The organism is Moraxella sp. VT-16-12, from assembly GCF_002224245.2.
Classification (GTDB): domain Bacteria; phylum Pseudomonadota; class Gammaproteobacteria; order Pseudomonadales; family Moraxellaceae; genus Moraxella.
This window is the reverse complement of record NZ_NKHK02000002.1, coordinates 230303-249684: the sequence shown is the minus strand read 5'-3', so window position 1 is coordinate 249684 and position 19382 is coordinate 230303. Positions and strand designations below refer to the sequence as shown.

The 19382-nt window shown below is 43.6% G+C and carries 19 protein-coding genes and 2 tRNA genes; 9 read left to right on the top strand and 12 right to left on the bottom strand.

All coding sequences use genetic code 11. The features are described 5' to 3' along the window. Positions 1–108 precede the first annotated feature (108 nt). From CEW93_RS02965 to CEW93_RS02925, 9 genes are all read right to left on the bottom strand, one after another. Positions 109–345 carry a hypothetical protein gene (locus CEW93_RS02965; RefSeq protein ID WP_089539195.1) on the bottom strand — a complete coding sequence of 79 codons (237 nt, stop codon included), beginning with the start codon at positions 343–345 and terminating at the stop codon, positions 109–111. 122 nt (positions 346–467) lie between these two features. After that, entirely contained in the window at positions 468–719 is a 252-nt protein-coding gene (locus tag CEW93_RS02960) for a helix-turn-helix domain-containing protein (RefSeq protein WP_089539194.1), read from the bottom strand. 17 nt (positions 720–736) lie between these two features. Next, on the bottom strand, positions 737–964 hold the full coding sequence (locus tag CEW93_RS02955; RefSeq protein ID WP_089539193.1) for an AlpA family transcriptional regulator: 228 nt from the start codon (positions 962–964) through the stop codon (positions 737–739). Positions 965–1162: 198 nt separating this feature from the next. After that, a complete protein-coding gene (locus CEW93_RS02950; protein ID WP_089539192.1) occupies positions 1163–1954 on the bottom strand; it encodes a hypothetical protein in 792 nt (263 codons plus the stop codon). A gap of 224 nt (positions 1955–2178) precedes the next feature. Then, positions 2179–3381: an integrase arm-type DNA-binding domain-containing protein gene (locus tag CEW93_RS02945; RefSeq protein WP_089539191.1), complete on the bottom strand. Its 1203-nt coding sequence runs from the start codon at positions 3379–3381 to the stop codon at positions 2179–2181. A 165-nt stretch (positions 3382–3546) separates the two neighbouring features. Beyond that, positions 3547–3623 (bottom strand) — tRNA-Val (locus CEW93_RS02940). Between the two features lie 46 nt (positions 3624–3669). Continuing rightward, positions 3670–4572, bottom strand: coding sequence for an A24 family peptidase (locus tag CEW93_RS02935; RefSeq protein ID WP_089539190.1), 903 nt, complete (start codon positions 4570–4572; stop codon positions 3670–3672). Continuing rightward, a complete protein-coding gene (locus CEW93_RS02930; protein ID WP_089539189.1) occupies positions 4572–5795 on the bottom strand; it encodes a type II secretion system F family protein in 1224 nt (407 codons plus the stop codon). Before CEW93_RS02930 ends, CEW93_RS02935 begins: the two co-directional genes overlap by 1 nt. A gap of 235 nt (positions 5796–6030) precedes the next feature. Further along, a complete protein-coding gene (locus tag CEW93_RS02925) occupies positions 6031–7095 on the bottom strand; it encodes a patatin-like phospholipase family protein (RefSeq protein WP_089539187.1) in 1065 nt (354 codons plus the stop codon). 216 nt (positions 7096–7311) lie between these two features. Here CEW93_RS02925 and recG point away from each other — a divergent pair, with 216 nt between their 5' ends. The 4 genes from recG (at position 7312) to gorA (ending at position 12987) form a co-directional block, all read left to right on the top strand. Continuing rightward, positions 7312–9414 (top strand): ATP-dependent DNA helicase RecG, encoded by a 2103-nt coding sequence (recG, locus tag CEW93_RS02920; RefSeq protein ID WP_089539201.1) that lies wholly within the window; start codon positions 7312–7314, stop codon positions 9412–9414. A gap of 161 nt (positions 9415–9575) precedes the next feature. After that, positions 9576–10133 carry a DUF924 family protein gene (locus CEW93_RS02915; RefSeq protein WP_089539186.1) on the top strand — a complete coding sequence of 186 codons (558 nt, stop codon included), beginning with the start codon at positions 9576–9578 and terminating at the stop codon, positions 10131–10133. A gap of 166 nt (positions 10134–10299) precedes the next feature. Further along, entirely contained in the window at positions 10300–11526 is a 1227-nt protein-coding gene (gene serA / locus CEW93_RS02910; protein ID WP_089539185.1) for a phosphoglycerate dehydrogenase, read from the top strand. Positions 11527–11616: 90 nt separating this feature from the next. Then, on the top strand, positions 11617–12987 hold the full coding sequence (gene gorA, locus CEW93_RS02905; RefSeq protein WP_089539184.1) for a glutathione-disulfide reductase: 1371 nt from the start codon (positions 11617–11619) through the stop codon (positions 12985–12987). A gap of 42 nt (positions 12988–13029) precedes the next feature. Here the strand turns inward: gorA and CEW93_RS02900 are convergent. Beyond that, a tRNA-Arg gene (locus CEW93_RS02900) sits at positions 13030–13106 on the bottom strand. Positions 13107–13302: 196 nt separating this feature from the next. On the opposite strand from CEW93_RS02900, the gene CEW93_RS02895 reads away from it, so the two are divergent. The 5 genes from CEW93_RS02895 (at position 13303) to queF (ending at position 17339) form a co-directional block, all read left to right on the top strand. Then, positions 13303–13881 carry a cytochrome c5 family protein gene (locus tag CEW93_RS02895; RefSeq protein ID WP_089539182.1) on the top strand — a complete coding sequence of 193 codons (579 nt, stop codon included), beginning with the start codon at positions 13303–13305 and terminating at the stop codon, positions 13879–13881. A gap of 90 nt (positions 13882–13971) precedes the next feature. Then, positions 13972–14685 (top strand): metallophosphoesterase family protein, encoded by a 714-nt coding sequence (locus tag CEW93_RS02890; RefSeq protein ID WP_089539180.1) that lies wholly within the window; start codon positions 13972–13974, stop codon positions 14683–14685. A 72-nt stretch (positions 14686–14757) separates the two neighbouring features. Further along, positions 14758–15702 (top strand): ABC transporter ATP-binding protein, encoded by a 945-nt coding sequence (locus CEW93_RS02885; protein ID WP_089539178.1) that lies wholly within the window; start codon positions 14758–14760, stop codon positions 15700–15702. A gap of 1 nt (position 15703) precedes the next feature. Next, positions 15704–16477 (top strand): ABC transporter permease, encoded by a 774-nt coding sequence (locus CEW93_RS02880; RefSeq protein ID WP_089539177.1) that lies wholly within the window; start codon positions 15704–15706, stop codon positions 16475–16477. A gap of 19 nt (positions 16478–16496) precedes the next feature. Beyond that, positions 16497–17339 carry an NADPH-dependent 7-cyano-7-deazaguanine reductase QueF gene (gene queF / locus CEW93_RS02875; protein WP_089539175.1) on the top strand — a complete coding sequence of 281 codons (843 nt, stop codon included), beginning with the start codon at positions 16497–16499 and terminating at the stop codon, positions 17337–17339. A gap of 10 nt (positions 17340–17349) precedes the next feature. Here the strand turns inward: queF and CEW93_RS02870 are convergent, their stop codons facing one another. Both CEW93_RS02870 and CEW93_RS02865 read right to left on the bottom strand, forming a co-directional pair. Beyond that, the gene (locus tag CEW93_RS02870) at positions 17350–18666 is read right to left on the bottom strand and encodes a HAMP domain-containing sensor histidine kinase (protein WP_089539173.1); all 1317 of its coding nucleotides are present in this window, start codon (positions 18664–18666) and stop codon (positions 17350–17352) included. Continuing rightward, complete coding sequence (locus CEW93_RS02865) at positions 18663–19319, bottom strand: response regulator transcription factor (protein ID WP_089539171.1); 657 nt, start codon at positions 19317–19319, stop codon at positions 18663–18665. Before CEW93_RS02865 ends, CEW93_RS02870 begins: the two co-directional genes overlap by 4 nt. Between the last annotated feature and the right edge of the window lie 63 nt (positions 19320–19382).

Genomic DNA, 19382 nt, shown 5'->3' with positions numbered 1-19382 from the left:
TGCTCTTTATCACACAAAGTAGCAATCTCACGGCTAGACATGGTCAAAGCCTGATTGTTTGTTGTGAGCTGGTTAATAGTTAATTGATTAGGCTTCATGGATATACTCCTATTGCATGGTTAAAAGGTGTGGATTGTCTGCCACTTCTTGAATATATTCGGCGTGTTCTGCCATCTGCTCCCCACGCCCTTGTAGTGCTTCCATCACCTTTTTGGTGTTGGGGTGGTGTTCTAGCTCTTGGACTAAATGGCTCATCTTGCTAAGTTCTTGTAATGCTTGGCTGTGTAGCTTTAACACGTCTGCCACTCTTTGTAGATAATCGCTAAATACTTGTTCTTTGGTCATCTCTTTACTTCTGCTATATGATTAAAATATTGGTGAATTTTTGTAACAATGCCATTCTTGTCTGTGTCCACCAATGGTGAGAGTTCCACACTTCAAGTGCGAAACTGATTACCCAAGATGCCCTAAAACTCACAAAACGGCTTAATCACGCCTGCCTTTACTTGGGTGATATAAAACGGCTCTAACCAATAAATGCTCCACTTTTTGCCATTGGGGGCGTGATATAGGCGTGCTTGTACTGGCACACCGTGAATGCGTTTAAGGTCATGTATGCGTTGAGATAGGGCAAAGCACCCAAATAGGTTGAGTGCCTGCATGGGGTTAATCTCTTGCCCTGTCATTAGGTGCTGATAGATTTGTTTGCAGTGGCTCATTGATTGCCCCCTTGATGCTAGCTGGCATTGTTTAGCCAATCGTGAATGTCGCTGTTACGCCATACGGTTACATTGTCTGATAGCTTGATGGGCTGTGGGAATTTACCAGCTCTTACCCATGCCCATACAGTAGATTTACCAATGGGCAAAAAGGGCAGTAGCTGACTTAAACGGCTCATACCGTCTTGGGGTAGGGTGATGGGCTGATGATGGGTGGCTGGGGTTGTTTGTGTGCGTGGTGTCATCTGATACACTCCAATGTTATGCTTAGCAGGATTGCTTGGGCTTGTGGGGTGTATTGTAGGGGTAATTTTTAAGTAAAAATAGCGGTGGTAGTAAGGGTTTACTTACCCCCTATTACTCAAAAAAGCAAAAGCCCTTAATTCTATATTAAGGGCTGTAAGCTATGGTTTATAAAGGTTTGTAATGGTGGGGTAGGTTTCTTAGAAGGGTACATCATTATCACTATTTATTGGTGATTTTTTGGGTAAATTTATTTTCAATTCATCATAAATTGGTGTTGGTATGTATTTTGGTGGGGTAGGTTCTTTTAAGTTGGGGTTGCCCTTAACTGCACCACCTTTGGTATGCCAGTTGGCAACACTTGCTAATTCTTCTGCTTTTTTATGGCTCATTGGTTCATTTGGTTTTTTTGGTGAATTTTTCCATTTATAAGTGTGTGCATTTGCTTTTATCCACTCCGTCATAAATTGCTTGATTGTTTTATTGTCATAATGGGCTGTTTGTGCCACTTCCCAAGCTTTTACACACAATGCTAAATCAGGACTATAACAAGCATGATTGGGGTTCATATAATCATCTTTACGCCCATTGGGAAAAAACGCACTTGGATATACTCCCCTTGCTTCTAGCCAATCTTTTATATCGTCCCTTGTGATTGTGGTTCTTTCGGTGTCAATTTTACCACAAGCTACCCAATCTTTTTTTAAATCATCTAAATACAAGGTTTGTTCATTTGTATTTGCTACAATTTGGGCTTTTAATTCACCTGCAATAATGGCTCTTTTTAAGACTTTTATAATGATTGAAAAGACTTCATCAACATTATCAGGCATATTTGAATTACGGTTAATACGATATTCATCTCCATAATCTGGGTACTCGTAATTATAATAAACATCACTAGGGCTTGCTCCTGCAATTAAAGCCCCAATTTCATTTATACTTAATATATCCATTAATTTATATAATTCATCGCTTGTTATGCCTTTCATACACTCACACCTTTTAATGTCAAGTTTTGTAAAGTCCACACCTTAACAAATAAGATAGCAGGCGGAGCGGTCTAAGGTGTAGTAAATAACCGCCGTTCGGGTAATTACTCCTAGCCTGCTAAAAGGGTAAATCAATCAAGCATCAATCACCAAACTATAAAGGGTGTGATACTGTCTTAGATAGTCTTAGATTATAGCAATCTAATGAGTTTTGAGCAATCTATTCACGTCTGCCCATCTGTCAAGCCATCTATCAAGTTTGCCCAGTCTTGCATCATCTGTACACGATAGGGCAGATACTCTGCCCCATTATATGCCATGCTGACCTTGTCGCTTTTGGCGTGGGCTAATTGTAGCTCTATGGCTTCATGGTTATATTGCAGTTCATGTAGTTTGGTGCTGGCAATGCCCCTAAATCCGTGTCCTGTCATCAAGCCTTGATAGCTTAGCCGTTTTAAAGCACTGGTTAAGGCGTTTTCGCTGATGGGGGCTTTTGATGCGGTGTTATAAAATACATATTCACTGTGTAAGCCCCATGATTTGATAGTCTGTAATATCTGTATGGCTTGGGGCGATAGTGGCACAATGTGCGGACGGCTCATTTTCATACGCTCGGCTGGTATTCGCCAAAGGGCATTATCCCAGTCTATTTCTTGCCATGTCATAAATCGCATCTCAATGGTGCGAACAAAGGTAAGGCAGATAAATTTAAATGCCAGCTTGGTGAGTATGTTGCATTTTGACCGCTCTATGTCATGTAAAAGGCGTGGCAGTTGTCCAAAGTCTAGGCGTGCAAAGTGAGTTTGTTTTCGCTTGCTTAGGCGTTTGGCTAGTCCATCAGTGGGCGGTAGGTTGTGATATATGCCTTTATCCCTAGCATAACGAAAGATTGCCCCTATTTGGCGTATGGCTCGCTTTGCCATGTCGTATGCTCCCCTGCTTTCTATGGCATTGGCAATATCTAGTATCATGGCAGGCGTGATGGCGTTAATGTCCAAATGGGCAAGACGTGGGGCAATGTCATTGTTATATTGATTGTGGTCTCTTTGGTATGTGCCATTAACAACGGTGTGGCGGTTCTTGTTGGCAGGGTGATTTGGGTTTCTGTCTGTATGGTAGGCTGTGGCAGCATCACCAAATAGCACGGCATTTGGTTTGGCTTGTTTGGGGTCTATGCCTTGTCTGATTTTTTCTTGCATTTCTATGGCTTGCAGGCGTGCTTGTTTTAGGCTGATGGTAGGATATTTGCCAAGTGTGATATTGGTTTGTTTGCCATAAAAGCGATAAGCCACCACCCAAGTTTTAGCACCTGTTAGCCTTACCCATAACTGTAAGCCATTACCATCTGAATATTTATCAGGGCGGTTTGGGGTGCATTTGTCAGTAGGTTTTAATTTTTTAATGGTGGTATCAGTCAGTTTGCCCATGATTTGCCTGGATTGTTGGTATAAGAATTTTTATACCAACAAATATACCAACAAAAAATGTAGATTTCAACGGATAGCCCTAGACTAACAAAGACACCAAAAAGGCTAAAAACCTATAAAACAAAAGGGCTATCACACGATAATGGATAGCCCTAGATTGGTATTTGGTAGGCGTAAACGGACTCGAACCATCGACCCCCACCATGTCAAGGTGGTGCTCTAACCAACTGAGCTATACGCCTAAAAGTGCCACTATTATAACAGAGATTTTGAAAATGGCAAGTATTTTTATTGATATAGGGTCAAATACCAGCTCATGATGTCTTGCCCCCATAACAAAGCAACAATCCCAGCAATGGCAATATAAGGGCCAAATGCAAAGGGTTTGCTTTCACCAGATTTTTTGATGAGTATAAGACCAACAACAGAGCCAAGTAGAGCAGATAATAAAATAATCAATGGTAGCATACTTGCGCCAAGCCAAGCCCCAATAGCTCCAAGTAATTTAAAATCACCAGCACCCATACCTTCTTTTTTGGTAATCATTCCATAGAGTGTGGCGACACTCCATAAAGATAAAAATCCCAATAGTCCGCCCCATACGGCAGATGTTAATGAAGTAAAAGTGTTTTGGGTATTGACCGCAAGCCCTATCATGCCAAGTGGAAACACTAAACGATCAGGCAAAAGTTGGGTGTCAAAATCAATCCCAGTCAAGGCAATGAGCATCCATAAATAAATCAGTGCCATCAGCCCTGTAAACGTCGCTCCAAAGCTATAAATCATCAATACAGATAGCAAGGCACTTATTAACTCCACCAAAGGATAACGGATACTGATAGAAGTGCCACATCTTGAGCATTTGCCACGCAACAAAATCAACCAGCTAATGAGTGGTATATTTTCATAAGCACGGATTTGATGATGGCAGTTTGGGCAGCGAGACGGTGGAAAGGACAAGCTGACGGGCGTGTCTTTAGCGATGGTATCACTTAGGTATTCTTTGACTTTTGGGTGAATGTCAGGTTCGTTTGATAAAAATTCAGCACATTCTTGACGCCATTGACGTTTCATGATGAGTGGTGTGCGATGTATGACCACATTTAAAAAGCTGCCCACGCACAAGCCAAAAACCCCTGCCAAAATCAAAGCAAGGGGCATATTTTGTGATAAAGAAGTAAGTATGTCCATTAGCCAACAACCGAACCCATTTGGAAGATTGGCATATACATGGCAACTACCAAGCCACCAATCACCACACCTAAAAATGCCATAATCATCGGCTCCATCAAGCTGGTCAAACCGTCAATGGCGTTATCCACTTCGTTTTCATAATAGGTGGCAACTTTGTCCAACATTTCCTCTAAGCTACCTGCTTCTTCACCAATCCCCACCATCTGAATGACCATGCTAGGAAATAAATTGGTGCTACGCATGGCAAATTGTAATTGCTGACCTGTGGCGACATCATCTTTGATACGTTGGGTGGCATCAGAAAAGATGATGTTGTTGGTTGCCCCTGCGGTAGAATCTAAGGCATCTAGTAGTGGCACACCAGCAGCAAAGGTGGTGGAGAGTGTGCGAGCAAAACGAGCGATGATGGCTTGATAGGTGATTTTGCCAAAAATGGGCAATTTTAATGAAATGCGGTCTAAAAAATCGCGAAACTTTTTGCTGTGGGTTTTGGCTTTTGAAAATGCAATGATAAGTCCCCCCAGTATCAAAAAGAAAGGAATGTACCATTTGACCATAAAGTCTGACATCGCCATCACAAACTTGGTGGGTGCAGGTAAATCCGCCCCAAAACTGGTGAATAGCTCAGCAAAAACAGGCACAACTTTAATCAGCAAAATGGCGGTAACCACGATTGCCACTGCAATCACCGCAATGGGATATTTCATGGCCTTTTTGATTTTGGCTTTTAAAAGCTCACTTTTTTCCTTGTAAGTGGCGATACGTTCAAGCATGGTCTCTAATGCCCCTGACTGCTCACCTGACTCCACCAAAGAGCAAAACAAATCATCAAAGTATTTGGGGTGTTTGCGTAGGGCGGTGGCAAAGTTGCTCCCTGCTTCAATGTCGGCTTTGATTTTTAGTACCAACTCTTTCATGCTGGCGTTTTCTAGGGTGTCTGCCACAATCTCAAAAGCCTGTGTCAAAGGCACACCTGCTTTCATCATGGTGGCAAGCTGACGCACAAAAATGGCAATGTCTAAGGCTTTGATGGATTTTTTGGTTTTAAATAATGGCTTGGGTTTTGGGCGAATCTCATCAACGATGATGCCTTGTTTTCTTAGTTGAGCCCGAGCCAATTCAATGCTTTTGCTGGTGGTTTCGCCCTTTACTTTTTGACCACGGCGATTTGTACCTTGGTATTTAAAATCCAAGAGCTGTTCAGTTGCTACTTTTGCCATTTGCATTCTCTATTTGTATTTTGGCGATAAAATCACAATTAAAATCAAAGTTAAAAATAAGGTCATTCTACACCACGCAACCCAAGATTGTAAATGTACGGTGGCAAAACTTACCTGTCTTTTGCTGTCTTTGATGAGCTTTTTTATACCGTTTATCCCATTAAAAAATAAACGGTCATTTTTTTGGGTTGAAACACCACAACACCCCTGAATAATGCAAAAAATATTCCGACATTTAGGGGCTTTTGTTTTGAATGTGTTGTTTGATGGTGTCTATTTGTGCTAGGGTGCTTTGCTTGCCAATGTCCATCATTTGTTGTCGCTCTTGTGTGTCAAACACGCTAAATGCCGATAAATTAGGACGAATGACGACATCGCTGACCGCCAAATCCTGTGGGTCGGCTTGTGTTTTTGGTTCAAAATATCGCCAAAACAGCTTGGGATTTTGGCTTAATACAGCAAACTCATCAGGCAGATTAAGCTTGGTTTGTGCGGGAATTGTGCTGATGATGGTGTCTAAACTGATGTCAAAGGGCAGTTTTTGGCTATTAAGTTTTTGAAAATCTATGGGTATGTCTATTGTTTGATTGCTAAATTGTGCAGAAAAACCCTTGTCACTACGATGGATGGTGGCGGTCGTTGGTGTGGGTGGTGGCAGAGCGGATTGATGAGCCAAAACGTCCACGCTAATGACCACATCCGCCCCAAGTGTGCGAGCAAAACGAGCAGGCACAAGAGCAGAGCTGCCACCATCGGTGTATTTTTGACCGCCATTTTTGGGTAGGCGTGGGGCGATAAATAAGCGTGGCACGGATGCTGATGCACGCACTGCTTGACCTGTATCACCAGCGTGAAAGCTGACAGCTTGCCCTTGTTGATTGGTGGTAACAGGCACAAAGCGAGTGGGGAGCTTTTCTATGGGGGTAAAATTGACCTGAGTGTTGATAAAATGGGCTAATTTTTCACCTTCTATCAAGCCTTGCTTGCTAGGTGTGATGTCTATGAGTTGATTTTCATCTAAATTTAGAGCAATGTGGCGTAACTCTTGGGCGGTTTTGCCCGAGGCGTATATCGCTCCGACCATTGCTCCTGAGCTTGTGCCAATGATGATGTCAGGCTTGATGTGATGAGCCTCTAAGGCTTCAATCACGCCAATGTGAGCAAATCCCTTGGCACCACCCCCACCTAAGACCAAAGCAATTTTTGGCTGAGAAGTGGCTGGTGATGTACTTGGGGCGGGTGTGGTGGTGCAACCGACAAACAAAAGTGTTAGGGCGACAAATGGTAAAAGAGATTTCATGATGGTTTGTGAGATAAATTATCATAACTTAACAAATTTTATCATCAATCACAAGCGTATTATTGTCGCTTAAATGGCTAAGGTGTGTGCCAATGTGTTTACTGTTTGTAAAAAGCACATGACTACCATGATTTGATTTGTGATTAAAATTTGGCAAAAACTTGTCAATTTGTATAAATGCCCTTAAAATTAGGGCAAATCATCTGTCTGAACACCATGTACATACCAGCCCAAACCCCCATCACCAATCTGCCCATGACTGCCCTAGCAGGTGTTGGCAATGCTTTGGCAAATCGCTTGACCGAACTTGGCATTCATCGCATTTTTGATATGCTGTTGCACTTGCCCCGAGATTATGAAGACCGCAGTCGTATCATGCCCATCAATGAGCTGTATGATGGACAGGTGTGCGTGGTTGCAGGAGTCATCACAGATGTGTCAGCGACCAAAGGGCGACTGTCAGTTTGCCTAGAAGATGATACTGGCATGGTGGTGTTGCAGTTTTTTAAAACTTATCCTACACTGCTTGCGACCATGACGGTGGGGGCGAGCATTACGGCATTTGGTGAAGTAAAAATTAGCCGTTATGGTGTGCAGATGTCGCACCCAGAGTATTTTATTACAGGAACACAGAGCTTTGAGCAGGGGCTATTGCCAATTTACCCAACGGTCAAAGGATTGCATCAAAATAAACTCAGACAGCTTGTTCGTCTTGCTTTAATGGCGGTGGGACAAGGTCAGCTAACGTGCTTGTCTGATGACGATTTTGGTGTGGTGGGGCTTGATATGTCAGGGGATTTGTTGTCTGCGTTAAAAGCCATTCATCTGCCTGACCCACAGGCGGATATTTTTAGCCAAACGGCACTTTTAACAGGACTAAAAGACCGCACCCACCCTGCGTGCCTGCGTTTGATTATAGAAGAGCTGGTGGCTCATCAGTTGGTGTTTTTGTATCGCAAACAAAACTTGCACACACATAAAGCCCCATTTTGTACCGACAACAGCCAGCTTGCTCAGCGACTGCTTGACAATTTACCCTTTAACCCTACCAATGCCCAACGCCGTGTTGTGCGTGAGATTGTGCGTGATTTAAATACCAGTACGCCAATGTTACGTCTTGTGCAAGGTGATGTGGGTGCAGGTAAAACGCTGGTGGCAGCTTTATCGGCGTGCCATGCCCTAGATAGTGGCTGGCAAGTGGCAATCATGGCACCGACCGAGATTTTGGCTAAGCAACATCTTATCAATTTTAAAAATTGGTTTACTGATTTGGGCGTGAGTGTGGGTTGGTTGGTTGGTAAACAGACCGCCAAAGAGCGTAACACAACTTTGCAAGCCATTATGGATAATGACGTACAAATCGTGGTTGGTACACACGCACTGTTTCAAGAAGGGGTAAATTTTGCCAAATTGGGCTTGGTCATCATTGATGAACAGCACCGTTTTGGGGTGGAGCAACGACTCAAACTTGTCAATAAAGGCGTGGCAAATACCACTCCCCATCAGCTTGCCATGACCGCCACACCCATTCCTAGAACGTTGGCGATGAGTGTTTATGGCGACATGGACGTGTCTGTGATTGATGAGCTGCCACCTAATCGCACGCCCATTACCACCATTACCGTCAATAGAGACCGCCGAGATGAAGTGATTGAGCGGATTTTGGCAAATTGCAAGCAAGGAAAACAAGCCTATTGGGTGTGTCCTTTGGTAGAAGAATCCACCGCTTTGGACGCACAGTCAGCCGAGCTATTGTATGAAGCGCTGTGCCAACGTTTAGACATACGCATTGGGCTGGTGCATGGCAAAATGAAACCTGCTGACAAACAAGCCATCATGAATGATTTTAAACATCATCGCCTTGATTTGCTCATTGCCACCACCGTCATTGAAGTGGGTGTGGACGTGCCAAATGCGTCCATCATGGTGATAGAAAATGCCGAGCGGCTGGGTTTATCACAACTGCACCAACTGCGGGGACGAGTAGGGCGTGGCTTAGAAAAATCTTTTTGTGTGCTGCTGTATCAGATGCCCCTATCACCCACAGGCATAGAACGGCTAAACATTCTAAGAGACAGCACCGATGGCTTTGTCATCGCTCAAAAAGATTTGGCACTGCGTGGAGCAGGCGAGTTACTTGGTAAACGCCAAACAGGAGACATGGGGTATTATTTGGCGGACATCATCCGAGATGAGCGACTGTTGGCGTATGCCCAAGCTCTTGCTTGCTATCTTGTTAAACAGCCCCACAAAACCCTATTGACACGAGCGATGATGGATATGTGGGTCAAAGAAAATGGCGAATTTGTGGGGGCATAACTTTAATGTGATTTTGGAATTTTAAATGGGGGCTTATTAAACATACATTTGGCTGTTAAATGCTCAAATTTGTAGGATAAATATTCATCAAATGCCAGTGGTGGATTTTTATTTTGTTGTTTTTTATTTTATAATAAGACATTTAACCATTAGGAATATCTATGATTTATACCCAAGACCCCACTGCCAATGCCGTTTTAAATTTTTGGTTTGACCCAGTAAATAAGCCTTCATGGTTTGCCAAATCAGATGAGTTTGATGACAAAATCCGCAGTCAATTTCAAACGCTTATCCCCAAAGCAGTGGCGGGCGAGCTTTGGACGTGGCGTAGCGACCATTATGGGCGATTGGCTGAGATATTGGTGCTTGACCAGTTTGCTCGCAATGTTTACCGAAACACGCCCCAAGCCTTTATGGGCGATGACGTGGCACTCATACTTGCCCAAGAAGCAATCAGCCTTGGTGGATTTGCGGATTTGCCCACCGATTTTCAAAAGTTTACCGCCATGCCTTTTATGCATTCAGAAAGTTTGGTGGCACATGAATGGGCGGTGGAGATTTTTAAGCGGATTGGTGATGATAATACCTTGGATTTTGAATATAAACATAAAGTCATCATTGAGCGATTTGGGCGTTACCCACATCGTAATGCCATTTTGGGGCGAGACAGCACGCCTGATGAGCTGGCGTTTTTAAACGAACCTAATTCATCTTTTTAAGTTGCCAACATAAATATCACAGCAGCCTGTTTGGATAAAGACAAAGCACACTGACAGTACGCAACTTAAAATTTTTTCATGAACATTTGCCAAAAAATACTTTGCAAAATCTTATTAATGGGTGTATAACTATATGCCTTGCCATCCATATTTTTAAGGATTTTTTATGACCTTATCCCTTCAAAAAGACAAAATCCGCTTTTTGCTGTTAGAAGGCGTACACGACAACGCCCTAAAAGTCTTAAATGACGCAGGTTATACCAATATTGAATACATCAAATCCGCCCTAGATGAAGCTGAATTGATTGAAAAAATCAAAGACGCACATTTTATTGGCATTCGCTCACGCACTCAGCTGACTCGTAAAGTGCTAGAAGCTGCCGAAAAGCTCATTTGTGTGGGCTGTTTTTGTATTGGTACCAACCAAGTAGATTTGGACGCCGCCTTGGAGCTGGGCATTCCTGTATTTAATGCCCCTTATTCAAACACCCGCTCGGTGGCGGAGCTGGTACTGGCCGAGACCATCATGCTCATGCGTGGCATTCCTGAAAAAAATGCGGTGGTACATCGTGGTGGCTGGAACAAATCTGCCAAAGACAGCTATGAAGTGCGTGGCAAGACGTTGGGGATTGTTGGCTATGGCTCTATTGGCTCGCAGTTGTCCGTGCTTGCAGAAAGCCTTGGCATGAAAGTCATCTATCATGATGTGATGACCAAACTGCCCCTAGGTAATGCCGTGCAAGTTGGCAGTCTTGATGAGCTGCTTGGTCAAGCGGACGTGGTAACTTTGCACGTGCCTGATTTGCCAAACACTCGTGGTATGATGGGCAAAGAGCAGTTTGATAAGATGAAAGATGGAGCGTTGTTCATCAATGCTGCTCGTGGTGGTTGTGTGGTGATTGACGATTTGGCACAAGCCTTAGAAAGCAAAAAACTGCTTGGGGCTGCCATTGACGTTTTCCCCAAAGAGCCAAAATCTGCTGATGAAGAATTTATCTCACCACTACGCAAATTTGATAATGTGATTTTGACGCCGCACATCGGCGGTTCTACCCAAGAAGCCCAAGCCAACATCGGTCTGGAAGTGGCCGAAAAATTTGTGCGTTACTCCGACCAAGGCGATACCACCAGCAGTGTCAACTTCCCCAACGTTGCCATTCCTTTTGCTGATGGTACACATCGTTTGCTGCACATTCACCAAAATGTGCCGGGGGTACTATCACAAATCAATGCCGCCTTTGCTGACGATGGCATCAATATCATTGCCCAATCAATGATGACCAAAGGCGATGTGGGCTATTTGGTGATGGATGTGGATGACAACGACTCCCAAAAAGCGTTGGCACGCCTAAAAACCATCCCACAAACTATCCGAGTGCGTGTCTTATTTTAATGTAAATATTTAAAAAACAAAACCGTCTGACGATAGGCGGTTTTGGTTTTTGTGATACAATAAAACAAATGTAATGATAAGGGTTTAGTTATGAGCAGACATTTTGATTATGTTGCCATCGGTGGCGGTTCAGGTGGCATTGCTTCGGCAAATCGTGCGGCGATGTATGGCAAAAAAGTTGCTGTCATAGAAGCCAAACACGTTGGCGGTACGTGTGTCAATGTCGGCTGTGTGCCAAAAAAAGTGATGTGGTATGGGGCAAACATGGCAACCGCCATCAAAAACTACGCCCCTGATTATGGATTTGATTTGACGGTCAATCAGTTTGATTTTACCAAACTTATCCAAAGTCGCCAAGCCTACATCAGTCGCATTCATCAGTCATACAAAAATGGCTTTGCCAAAAATGGCGTGGAGCTGATAGAAGGCTTTGCCAAATTTATTGATTCAAAATCAGTAGCAGTTACTGATGCTGATGGCAATACTGAGATTATCACCGCTGAGCATATTTTGATTGCCACAGGGGGTCGTCCTGCTCGCCCAAACATCACAGGGGCAGAGTACGGCATTGATTCTGATGGGTTTTTTGAGCTGACGCACTTGCCAAAACGCATTGCCATTGTGGGGGCAGGTTATATTGGTGTGGAGATGGCAGGTGTGGTCAATGCACTGGGGGCAACTGTGCATTTGTGTCTACGCAAAGATAAGCCACTAAAAAACTTTGATGATGGCATTGTGGATACGCTGGTAAACATCATGAAAGATGATGGCATTCACTTTCACACCAATGTCAATCCCACCCAAATCCTAAAAAACGCTGATGGCAGTTTGGACATTCATTTTGACACAGGCGATGTGCTACAAGTAGATACGTTGATTTGGGCGACAGGGCGAGTGCCTGCCACAGATACCATTGGGCTAGACAAGGTAGGTGTCAAGACCAACGCCAAAGGTCAAATCGTGGTGGATAAATTTCAAAACACCAACGTGGACGGCATTTATGCAGTGGGCGACATCATTGAAGGCGGTATTGAGCTTACGCCTGTGGCGGTAGCAGCAGGACGCAGACTTTCTGAGCGACTGTTTAACCACAAACCTGATGAGCATCTGGATTATCACCTTGTGCCAACGGTGGTATTTAGCCATCCACCCATTGGTACGATTGGTCTGAGTGAGCAAAGTGCCATACAAACTTACGGTACAGACAACGTCAAGGTGTATCAATCCAATTTTACCCCCATGTATAGTGCCATCACCGCTCATCGTGAGCCGTGTCGCATGAAGCTCATTTGCGTGGGCGATGATGAAAAAGTGGTGGGACTGCACGGCGTGGGTTTTGGTGTGGACGAGATGATACAAGGCTTTGGGGTTGCCATCAAGATGGGAGCGACCAAGGCGAATTTTGACAATACCGTTGCCATTCACCCCACAGGCTCAGAAGAGTTTGTTACCATGAGATAATCATGCTAAAAATACACCCCAAATAAAGGGTGTATTGGCAAATGGCGCACCTGGCGGGAATTGAACCCACGACCTTTGGCTTCGGAGGCCAACACTCTATCCAACTGAGCTACAGGTGCAAATAGACGAATAATTTTAGCAAGTTTTTATTAAAAAAGCCATGATTTTATAAAAAATACCAAATTTTTTTGCAAATCTTACTAAATTTTTGCAATTTGCATAAAAAGCATGGCATTTTGTGTGTATTTTCCTTTATAATAGTGGGGTAATTTTTTAAAACCCAGAGCGTAGCTCAAGGCTAAAAGAGAAGACGACATGAAAAAAGTTGTAACCCTATCTTTGTCGGTACTGTTGGCGATTGGTGGCGTGGTGGCTGGTCAAGCCCAAGCAAGTCAAGCTCAGCCAGCACAAGATGCTGCTGCAACTACTGAAACTGCGGCAGCTGCCCAGACCGAAGCTACAACACCTGCTGAAACAGCCCCAGCACCCAAAAAAGAACAAGAGCCCATTCCCCAAGACAGCGACCAAGTCAAAAAACTCATTGCCATGCACCCTGATTTGGTGGCTCGCATCGCTCCTTATGGCAAAGTTTGTTTTGATGGCGAAGAGTGCGACATTAACATCACTGTCTTAGCTCCTGCTGTAGAAGGCGAAGCACGTCCTGGCGATATGTTGTACAAAGCCATTTGTGCCACTTGTCATGATGCAGGTTTGGTTGGAGCGCCAAAAGTTGGTGTGGCAGGAGATTGGGCACCTCGTATTGGCAAGGGCAAAGCCACGCTATATGACCACGCCATCAACGGCTTTAACGCCATGCCTGCTCGTGGTGGTGCTGACATCTCTGATGATGAAGTTAAAAATGCGGTTGATTACATGATTGCACAATCAAGCTAATCACCATTTATTCAGAGCTTACTGATTAACCAATGGTCTGGGTGATATGTCATCTAGACTATTTGGCTTTTTGTTTTTAAAAGGAATGCCATGCCACGCACTTTTGCCATTGGTGATGTTCATGGTTGCCATGTGGCTTTAACCACTTTGCTTGATGTCATTTGTCCTAATGGCGATGATAGACTCATCTTTTTGGGTGATTATGTCAATCGTGGTGATAATTCAAAAGGCGTGCTAGATACGCTCATGAGTCTATCAAAAAGCTGTCAAACGGTATTTGTCATGGGAAATCATGAGTTTATCATGCTTGATGGGCTAAAATATCGAGACGATTTTGAATTTTGGCTTGGGGTGGGTGGCGATAAAACTTTGCAATCTTTTGGGCTGTTGCCTGTGCGTTCTGAATGTTGGCATTTGCCATTTGCTTATGTTGATTTTTTAAGGCAAACGGTGGATTATTTTGAAACTAAGGATTTTATTTTTTGTCATGCATTCATATATCATCATTTGCCGATGAATGAACAAAATGATTATGCCCTAAGATGGCGTAAATTAAGACACGACCATTTGCCCCATGATTCTGGCAAAACGGTCATTTGTGGTCATACTGAGCAGAGAAATGGACAAATTTTATCCTTAAATGATGGCAAAATCATTTGTATTGATACTTGGGCTTGTGGGGGTGGCTGTTTATCAGCACTACAAGTGTCGGGTGATGATGGCATGATTTTGTACCAAGCGGATAATTTGGGCAATTCATCTGTATCAAAATTGGACATTGCCAGCTTATCATCACGCATCTAAATGCAATTTAATCATCAAATTTATTTATAAATATCATCTATTTGTTTTAAACAAAAATATTAAAATTTTATCATGACCATACCTGCCTTAAACATCTCTCATCTGACAAAAACCTACCCCAACGGCTTTACCGCCTTAAAGGGCTTGGATTTGACCGTACCACAAGGCGACTTTTTTGCACTTTTGGGGGCAAATGGAGCAGGCAAGTCCACCATGATTGGCATCATCAGCTCACTATTTCCACAAACACAAGGGCAAGTTGAAATATTTGGGGTGGATTTACAAAAAAATCCTACCCTTGCCAAGTCGTTTTTGGGGGTTGTGCCACAAGAGTTTAATTTTAATCAGTTTGAGCAATGTTTGGATATTTTGCTGATTCAGGCAGGGTTTTATGGCATGACCAAAAAAGACGCTTTGCCAAGAGCCCAGTTTTTATTAAAAGAATTGGGGCTTTGGGAAAAACGCCACGAAAAATCTCGTGCCTTGTCAGGGGGTATGAAACGCCGTTTGATGATAGCTCGGGCATTGATGCACCGCCCACGCCTGTTGATATTAGATGAGCCGACCGCAGGGGTGGACATTGAACTTCGCCGTTCTATGTGGGAGTTTATGAAACACATCAACGAGACAGAAGGCACAACCATCATTTTGACCACCCATTATCTTGAAGAAGCCGAGCAGCTTTGTAAGCACATTGCGATTTTAAATCATGGTGAGATTTTGATAAATACTGACATGAAATCTTTGCTCACGCAGTTGTCTAACGAAACTTTTGTGCTAGATTTAAAAGATGAGCTGACCTATGTGCCAACACTATGCGACATTACCCATGCTCATTTGGTGGACAATAAAACCTTGCAAATCACGCTGAATAACACACAAAATTTAAACGCTGTCTTTACTCAATTAACCAAACAAAATATCCAAGTGATGAGCATGCGAAACAAAGCCAACCGATTAGAAGAATTATTTATGGGCGTTGTGGATGGCCACACAAGCTCTGCTCAAAAGGTGTGATATGAATTATCAAACACAGCTTATCGCTTTTCATACGTTATTAAAAAAAGAAATCAAACGCATCGTACGTATCTGGCCACAGACATTATTGCCACCTGCCATTACCATGACTTTGTATTTTGTGATATTTGGGCAAATGATAGGACATCGTGTCGGTCAAATGGGCGGTGTCAGCTATATGCAGTTTATCGTGCCGGGACTGATTATGATGGCGGTGATTACCAACAGTTATGCCAATGTGGTGTCGTCATTTTTTAGTACCAAATTTAATGGCAGTATTGATGAGCTACTGGTCTCGCCCATCTCTAAGCACAGCATTTTGTTGGGCTATGTCAGTGGTGGGGTGTTTCGTGGCTTGATGATTGCTTTGATTGTGAGCATGGTGGCACTGTTTTTTACTAAGCTAAGCATCATGCACCTTACAATCACCATAATAACCATGATTGGCACATCGGTGCTGTTTTCTTTGGCGGGGTTTATCAATGCCATTTTTGCCCGTTCTTTTGATGACATTTCTATTGTGCCAAGTTTTGTTTTGACACCATTGACGTATCTGGGTGGGGTGTTTTATGCCATCAGCGAGTTGCCTACCTTTTGGCAAACGGTGTCTTTGTTAAATCCCATTGTCTATATGGTGAATGCTTTTCGTTATGGCATTTTGGGTTATTCTGATGTCAATGTGGTGTATTCTTTGGTTGCCATTTTGATTTTTTGTGTGGTCTTTTATGGCATTGCTTATCATTTGTTAAAGCAAGGCTCACGCATTCGTATTTGATTTAAAAATAGGACAAATCATGAGCATTCATGGCGTATTGGGTGAACACACCAGTTATCCGACAACTTATGACCCCACCATCTTGTATCCCATCTCACGACGCATTGGGCGTGATGAGATTTTAAAAGACACAGGCATAAAACTGCATGATGACTGTCATGGTGTGGATGTTTGGCAAGCCTTTGAGCTGTCTTGGCTAAATACAGTAGGGATTTCACAAGTGGCAATGGCACGTTTTACCATACCTGCCAGCTCACCTAATATCGTGGAATCCAAATCCTTAAAACTGTACTTAAACAGCTTAAATTTTACGCCGTTTGCCACGATTGATGATGTCAAACAAACCATCGCCACCGATTTGTCAGCATGCGTTGGGGCTGATGTGGGCGTGCAGATTGTTGGTTTGGGCGATGATACGCTTGCTGTTTGCTCGCCTGTGGGTGTGTGTATTGATGACAGTTTGGCTGATAGCCAAGAGATGGTGGCGTTAAGCGATGATGTTGACAGTCGTTTTTTGACTGCCACACAAGGTGAGCTGACGCATTATCAGTTTTATTCGCATTTGTTACGCTCCAACTGCCCTGTTACTAACCAACCTGACTGGGGAACGGTGTCTGTTGAGATGACGACCAACCGTCAGTTACAGTTTGGTGAGATTTTAAAATATATTTTGTCCTTTCGTCAGCACAACGGCTTTCATGAGCAATGTGTGGAGCGGATATTTGCTGATTTTATGAAAGTATTTGAACCGTCATCGCTACTGGTGCAGGCCAACTACACACGCCGTGGGGGCATTGATATTAACCCTGTGCGGGTGTTTAATTGTGATGTTGGCGTACTTGGTAGGTTGGTTCGTCAATAAATAACGCTGGCTAAAACACCAAAATAACCATCAAGCCCCCAAAGTCGGATTTGGCAAAATATAAATCCACGTCCGCTTGCTCACAGACGGCTTTGACCATGGCAAGCCCAAGCCCTGTGCCTGTGCTGTCGCTACTGTCTGAGCTGTTTGAATGTGATAGACGCACAAAAGGCTCAAAAACTTTGTGATAATCATGAGCATCTATGCCTGTACCACTATCGCTGATGGTGAGTGTGCGATGCTTATCAATTTTACCATGTCCAATAACGAGTGTGGCGTGTGCAGGCGGGGTTTTGCCAAGCTGTATGCTGACAGATTTGGTCTCTGGGGTATAGATGATGGCGTTTTGTAGCAAATTTTTGATGAGTTGTAATAACGGCGTGGGGGCGATATACACACTAAAATCTGCCGATATGTCCGCATCAAACACAATGTTTTTATCATTGATGATGGGCAGTAAAAAGCCTATTGCTTCTTTGATACTGTCTGCCACCGATGTGGGTGTGTCGCTAAGAATGTGGGCGTTAAGACGAGCTAGGGCTAACAGTTCTTCTACAAGCTGTTGATTTTTATGAATGCTAATGGCAAGTTTGTTCAGTCCTGTTTGGATTTTGTCCATATCTGATAGACCTTGCAGGCGTTGTACTTGCAAAGAGATGGCGGTCAAAGGCGAGCGTAGTTCGTGCGATGCGTCAGCAATAAAACGTTTTTGCGTATCAATACCATCTTGGGCTTTGTCCAGCAGTCCATTCATGGCATTGGCAAAGGGTAGGATTTCTTTGGGAAAATTGGTGATGTCCAGTTTGGATAAGTCGTGCTTTTCACGGTGTAGGACTTGTTTGGTGCTTTTTTGGACAGAGCGAAAGCTGTACCAAATCACAAAAGGCAACACAAACAGCAAAATCCCACTCACCACCAGTAAGGGCAATAAGGATTGCAGGGCGGATAAGGTGGTCAAATCTTCTTGGACTTCGGTGCGTTCACGTACAATGATGTGCCGACCATTGTCATACAGATGATAAATTTTAAAATTTTCATCATCAATCCGTTGGGTGCTAAATCCCATGGGTAGGGCGGTTAAGGGGTCTTTGTTGCTTGTAAAAATATCAATCCACAAACCATCTTCGTCTTCTATGGGGTAGTAGCTTTGTGGGCGAGTGTCCAAATCAGCAAGAGCAACCGCCATGCCACGCAAATGGTTATCAATGACTTCACCCGTCTCTTGGTGGCTGACATAAAAGGTTGCGACCACAGCAATCATGGCGGTGATAAACAAGATGACTAAGGTGGTGAACGTGATACGCCATTGTAGTGAGTGGTGCTTCATGAACTGATATACCAGCCAAGCCCACGCATGTTTTTGATGGTTTTAGCACCGATTTTTTTACGCAAACTATAAATCAAAAACTCCACTGCATTACTCTCTACTTCCATGCCCCAACCATATAAACTGTCTTCTAAGTCGTTTTTGGAAAGTACCTTATCAGGATTGGTCATAAAACTAAGTAGCAGCATGTATTCTTTGGCGGTCAAATCCACAGGACTGCTGTCCAAAAATGCCCGTTTTTTGGCAGTATCTAGGGAGATTGTGCCAACACGTAATAAATTTTCAGCTTTGCCTTGACCACGGCGTATCAGCACTCGCATACGAGCCAGTACTTCGCCCAAATCAAAGGGCTTGATGACATAATCGTCCGCCCCAGCGTCTAACCCCTTAATGCGAGCTTGCACGTCATCACGAGCGGTCAGTATCAGCACAGGCGTGTCAATTTTGGCACTTCTGAGGGTGGTCAGCACTTCCATGCCGTCCACTTTGGGTAGCCCCAAATCCAACAAAATGATGTCATAACTTTCTGTTTTTAAAGCCAAAAGTGCCTGTGAGCCATCTTTGACCCAGTCCACCGTATAGGCTTCGTCTTTGAGTGCTTCGCTAAACACATCGCCAATCATCAAATCATCTTCTACCAGTAATACACGCATTGTTTTACAAATTAGCCAAGTTAAGCTATTGTAGCAGACAAAAGACAGTTTTGGCTTAGAGAC